Origin of the sequence: Veillonella agrestimuris, assembly GCF_943193065.1 — a bacterium.
GTDB lineage: Bacteria > Bacillota > Negativicutes > Veillonellales > Veillonellaceae > Veillonella > Veillonella agrestimuris.
Window position 1 is genome coordinate 68,065 of the sequence record NZ_CALPCS010000011.1, and the last position, 6,000, is coordinate 74,064.

At 41.7% G+C, this 6,000-nt stretch carries 2 protein-coding genes; both read right to left on the reverse strand.

The window, feature by feature from the left end:
• Positions 1-159: 159 nt before the first annotated feature.
• Positions 160-3,000 (reverse strand): FAD-binding and (Fe-S)-binding domain-containing protein, encoded by a 2,841-nt coding sequence (locus tag NFR29_RS06495; protein WP_251424703.1) that lies wholly within the window; start codon positions 2,998-3,000, stop codon positions 160-162.
• A gap of 326 nt (positions 3,001-3,326) precedes the next feature.
• Positions 3,327-5,735 (reverse strand): YadA-like family protein, encoded by a 2,409-nt coding sequence (locus NFR29_RS06500; protein ID WP_251424705.1) that lies wholly within the window; start codon positions 5,733-5,735, stop codon positions 3,327-3,329.
• Positions 5,736-6,000 lie beyond the last annotated feature (265 nt).

Sequence of the window (6,000 nt, forward strand, 5' to 3'; positions counted from 1 at the left end):
TTCTTTAACTAACTTGCGTTTTTCTCATACCCATTTAATTGCTCTACTCCTACTTTATATGTTCTACAGGTAGAGAAAAACGCCATAGTCTACTACAAAACATGTATGCTTTATATCTAAATTCTTTATCACCTAAAATGGATTATATAACGCTTAACACTAATATTTCTTAGTCGAACAACGGTCCAATAAGAAGGCAATACCTACAAACGGAATGCCTGCATTTTCACCGAGACCGATTTCGCAAGTGGAGCTGGAGCTGACACCCATAGTAGCACCATATTGAGCCACCTCTTTGGAAAGATCCTTCGTAGCACATTTGTTGAGTTCTGGCGTAAAGAAACCTTTCTGCCCTGCAAATCCGTCGCAGGCAAAAGATTTAATATTAAATACATCATGTGCACAGAGACGAGCCAATTTCTCAATATATTCTGCTTTACCAGCAGATTTGATTTTACATTGTTTATGCACCAGCACTCGCTCATCTACTTTGTGAATATCTAGGCGTGGCACCACATGGTTGTACAAGTATTCAGAAATATCGTTAATCTCTAAATCCTCAATGTGTTTAAAAGCATGACTAAAACATGCACTATGATCAATAACAATCGGATATTTACCGTTCTCAGAAGTGCTCATCAAAGCATTGCGTAAATCTCGAAGTGCTCGTTTGTCAATATCTTCATAATTTTCAAAACTCAAGCCGCAGCAAAGGTTTTCAATGTGTGGCGGATAGATAATATCAATTTGCGCTTTGTCACACAGGCTTTCAAAGACTTGTTGTAAACTGCGATTATCATTATAGCCTTGGTTTGGACGGAATGCGCGATTCGCACAGGTACTGAAGTATACTACTCTCTCTACATTTGTCGGTTTAATTTTATTGGTCAACTTATAGCGATTCGCTTTCGGTGTCGTTTTCGGCAAGTATGGCGTAATACCAGTGACACCGTGAAGGCCTTCTGTAATTTTTGCAATGGCTTTCTTCGTCACGATAGCCCCCGCAATGCCTTCAAGGCTAACACCGGCACGGCACATATCGAGGGTGGTGGCAAAATTATCATAAATGGTTTTCGCAATATTCGGTCCTGGCGGTGCAATTTTGCGCATAGATAATGCAATTTGCGCCGTATCGATGCTGAGCGGACACAAATCTTTACACATGGAGCACGCTGCACAGGTATTGACGCCGTAATATTCGTAACCTTTTTTCAGCTCCGCTGCAAGGGCGAAATTACCTTCTTGTTCCAGTCGTTTTTGCTCCCTTAGTAACGCAATCCGTTGCCGCGGCGTTAATGTCAAATTGCGGCTTGGACAGTTCTTTTCGCAAAATCCACATTCCATACAAATGGTGAAAGCATCATCAATCACGCTTTGAGCTTTCAGGTTTTTCTTATACACATGAGGATCATCGGTAATGATAACATCAGGATTTAACAAACCAGTAGGGTCAAAAATAGCCTTAATGCGGCGATTCATTTCATAAGCCTTTTTGCCCCATTCCATTTCTACAAATGGCGCCACCATACGGCCTGTGCCGTGTTCGGCTTTTAGAGAACCTCCGAATTCCGACACACGTTCAGACATTTCGTACACCAAATCACCGAAGTTTTTCGTATCTTTTGGGTCATTGAAATTAGGAGTAATGTTGAAATGCACATTGCCAGACAAGGCATGCCCGAAAATAACACCGCCATCGACGAAATCGTATTTATGGAACAATTCCGTAATCATTTCGATGCCCTTTGTAAAATCTTCGATTTGGAAACATACATCTTCGGTAATGACAGTCGTTCCTTTTTTCCGTTGCCCCGCTACGATAGGCAAAATGCCTTTCCGGATGGCCCACCACGAATCATATTCCGCTGGGTCTTGAGAATAGAGACTTGGTATAGCAGTAGGAATATCTTTCAACGCATCTTGTATGAAAGCTAAGTTCTTATCTACCGTTTCTTTTGCATAGCTTTCAGTTTGGAATAAAATACAGCTCGTTCCTTCTGGCACATTATGAACAAAATCAGGTACTGTATCGAGCCGTTGCACTGCACGAAGGGATTGATAGTCCATCATTTCTGCAGCAATTACGGTATCTCTTCCCATGCCAGCCAATTTCACAACAGCCTCTGAAGCATCATTTAAATTCGTGAAGAAAAGAAGACCGCAACCTTTGTATGGCACATCTTCTACCGTGTTGTATACTACTTTTGATACGAATCCTAATGTACCTTCTGACCCAATAAATAAATGATTTAAAATATCTACAATATCTTCAAAATCAACGAGGGAATTTAATCCATAGCCGGTGGTATTTTTAATTTTATATTTATGGTGAATTAAATGAGTTAATTCTTCATCTGCTAGAATATCTGCACGTATCTGAAGAATATCTTCTACCATATTCGGTTTTTCTTTCAAAAATTGAGTTACACTCTTAGGATCCGATGTATCTAATATGGTGCCATCTAATAAAACCACCCGAATAGAGCGAATCGTTTGATAGGAATTTTGCGCCGTACCGCAGCACATACCAGACGAGTTATTGTTAACAATGCCTCCTACCAAAGCCGTCGTAATAGTCGCTGGGTCAGGACCAATTTTACGATTATAGGGTTTTAATATGTCGTTCGCATCAGAGCCGATAACACCACAATCGCACTCGAGCGCAAGACCGTCATCGAGAACAGTCATCGTCTTAAAACCATCATTACAAACGATTAAAATATCTTCGCTAGAGCATTGCCCCGATAAAGACGAACCGGCTGCTCTAAATGTAAACGGCGTGCCACATTGTTGACATAACCGCATCAAACGGCGCACTTCGGATTCGCTTTCAGCTTTCACCACGACGCGCGGCAAATAACTATAACACGATGCATCTACACCATACGCATAGCGGCGCAAGTAATCTGTATACACCCGATCCTTACAAATCAGTTGCGCTTCCTGAGCAAAACGGTCATAATCTCGAAGTAATTTTCTTGATGGTACAGTTGTATTCACTTGAATAACCCCCTAACTACACTACTTCTATGCATATTCTCCATTGCCTATAGACTAACTCATAGAGATATTCTGTATTCGCGACTCACAGAAAGGCTCTGCATTCATGATTCACAGAAACGATCTGCATTCATGATTCACAAAGACAGTCTCTATTAACTGTTGTCAATATATGCATTTACCTATATATAAGATATACGCTCTTTCTATTCTCAATTCCTGCTAAAAATGAAAAAAGCCATTCCCTCTCACCGGAGGGAATGGCTTATATAGTTTCACACAATCATCGTTTCCTTATCATAAGGAGTGACTACACCATGGCAAGATTATTTAGTTTTTTCAATCATACCGCCGTATACGTCGCGAGTGTCTTTATCTTCGCTATTAACACGAACGCGTTCTACTTTGTAACGGTCATTTTCATCGCCGTGTACGCGATCTACGCGGAAGCGACTAGCTTGTTGTACAGCTGCCATTTCTGGACCAAATTCGCTTGTAGCACGAGCCATGTTGCCATCTACTGGTGCACCGTTTTGCAATGCACGGTACATAACAGCTGCAAATTCATAACGAGTCATAGTGCGGTCGCCTTTGAATTCGCCGTCTGGATAGCCAAGAAGAAGGCCTTTAGACGCTAAATCATCAACATACGCATAAGCCCAATGATTTTCAGGAACATCCGGGAACTCTACATCCATAGTTGGATATGCTGTACCAGTAGCACCATTACCATTTGCTAAGCGAGCTTCTAATTGAGCTAAACGGGATTCTAATGTTTGAATTTCTTTCGCCATAGCTACTTTAGACCGAGATACGCCACTAGATTGGCCAAGGTTAAAGCTCACACCAGCAGACACCATGTTTTCACCATTACCCATTGTACCAGCCACGTTGAACATCATGTCTTCATTAGGGCGGTAAAAAGCTCCTACTGCCATAGCGTTCGCATTACCGTAATTGCCGTAACCAACAGCAAAATTCCATTTATCATCTGGGTTGAAATCAAGCGGGTGTAAACCTGCCAATGCAGCAGCACCAGCACCTACTTTATCAATTTTATGATCTAAGTTATTGATGCGTTGCCCCATGTTGTTAATATTTGTTGTATTGTTGTTAATTTGTTTTTTAATTTCATCCGATACAGCAATTGTGTAATTGTTATTGCCGTCGTTGTTAACTACAACAGAGTTATCGCCAGCAGCAATTGTTGTAACTGTATCTTTATCTGGTCTATTTTCTAAATCAACAATACGGCCTTCGTGGTTATTGATGATATTAGCATTATGCGTAATTTGAGTTTGTAAGTTATTAATATCACTTTTACCTACATCTGCAGACACAGTGTAAGTTGTTTTATTACCTTCTGTAGCAGATGTAACAGTTACATTATTACCAGCTGCCACTTCTACGTCTTTAATTGTATTAGCTACTGCTTTCAATTGAGATACGTTAACGGCATCGCTATCATTAGAACCAGCTGCTACATTTGTAATTTGACGAGTTTGTTCAGCAGTACCAACAGACACAGCACCTTGTTCGCCTTTTACAGTAGCAACGATAGCTGCTTTATCCGCATCAGTAGCTGTTTCCATAGCATATACTTGGTTTGCTGCAGCAGATGCAGAAGAAGATGCACTTACACCTGTTAATGCAGCGCGGTCAGCTATGCTTTCAGCACCTAACGCAACACCACCAGCAGTAATGGATGTAGCAAGGCTACCGAGAGCTACGCTATCTTGTTCAGTAGATAATGCATCTGTACCGATAGCAATAGAGCGAGCACCAGACGCAGCCCATTGAGATAATTCGGTAGCATGTGAAGCCTGCGCATTACCTGTCGTATACCACGTTTTTACAGTACCTGTTGATGTACCAATGGCAATAGCATTTTCACCGCTTGCGCCAGCACCCCAGCCCATGGCAATGGCGTTATTTGCCGTAGCAGCAGCACCAGCACCAATAGCTGCAGCTTGGTTGCCTAGTGCTTCCGCACCATTACCAAGAGCAGTAGCATGTCTGCCAGAAGCATAGGTATGCGTACCAACTGCACTCGATGCATAACCAAGGGCTTTTGCATCATCGCCTAATGCAGATGCTTGGCTATTTAATGCATACGCTTGATAACCTAATGCAGAAGCACCCCAACCGCCGGCATGGGAATTAGTACCCACAGCTACTTGTGCAGAACCAGTATTTGCAGTATCAACATAATCGATAGTTTGACCTGCCATAGTGTATTTGCCACGAAGAGCATCTAATGCATCTCTCTCTGCATTATTGTTCTCAGCATCATACGTTCTAGTATTTGAACCAATTGCCATGGATGTTGAACCTTGTGCATTAGCAGAGCGACCAATGGCTACGTTATTAAGACCAGCTGCTTGAGATTGATACCCCATAGAGATAGCAGAAATAGCACTAGCATTGCCACCAATACCGATAGCATTATCTGCACTTGCTACGCCACCATTACCAACAGCGGTAGATCTGTAACCATCGGCACGGGAACCAACACCAACAGCCGTAGAACTGCGACCATTAGCATTAGAAGAAATACCCGCAGCAAAGCTATCTCGACCAGTGGCATTCGTATTAATACCTACCGCTACGCCAGCAGCACCAGTCGCTGTAGGGCGAACCCCTTCCGGATTCACCGCAATATAATCAGAACTAGCCGCATACACGCCACTAGTCATACAAGCTAGGCACACAGCCATAACGAGTTGTTTTTTCATTGTGAAAGTTCCTTTCATTCATTTAGAGAGAAAATATATATCCAAAAATAAGAATAAACATACTATACAATCGTTCTTAACACAGCAAGTATACCATAGTATTAACAACAATACAAGTTTTTTCGATACAAAAGCAATTCATATTCATAACTTCAGTAAAAATAACATGAAAACTAAATAGGCAAAATAAAAAAGGCTCTCTGTCAAATGTTGGGGTGCTTATCCCTAATCATTTGTTTGGCACCAATCACTTATGTGGTTGGTG

Bases quoted from the DNA above. Each gene is read 5' to 3' on its own strand.
- NFR29_RS06500 (WP_251424705.1), bottom strand. From the start codon at position 5,735: ATGAAAAAACAACTCGTTATGGCTGTGTGCCTAGCTTGTATGACTAGT.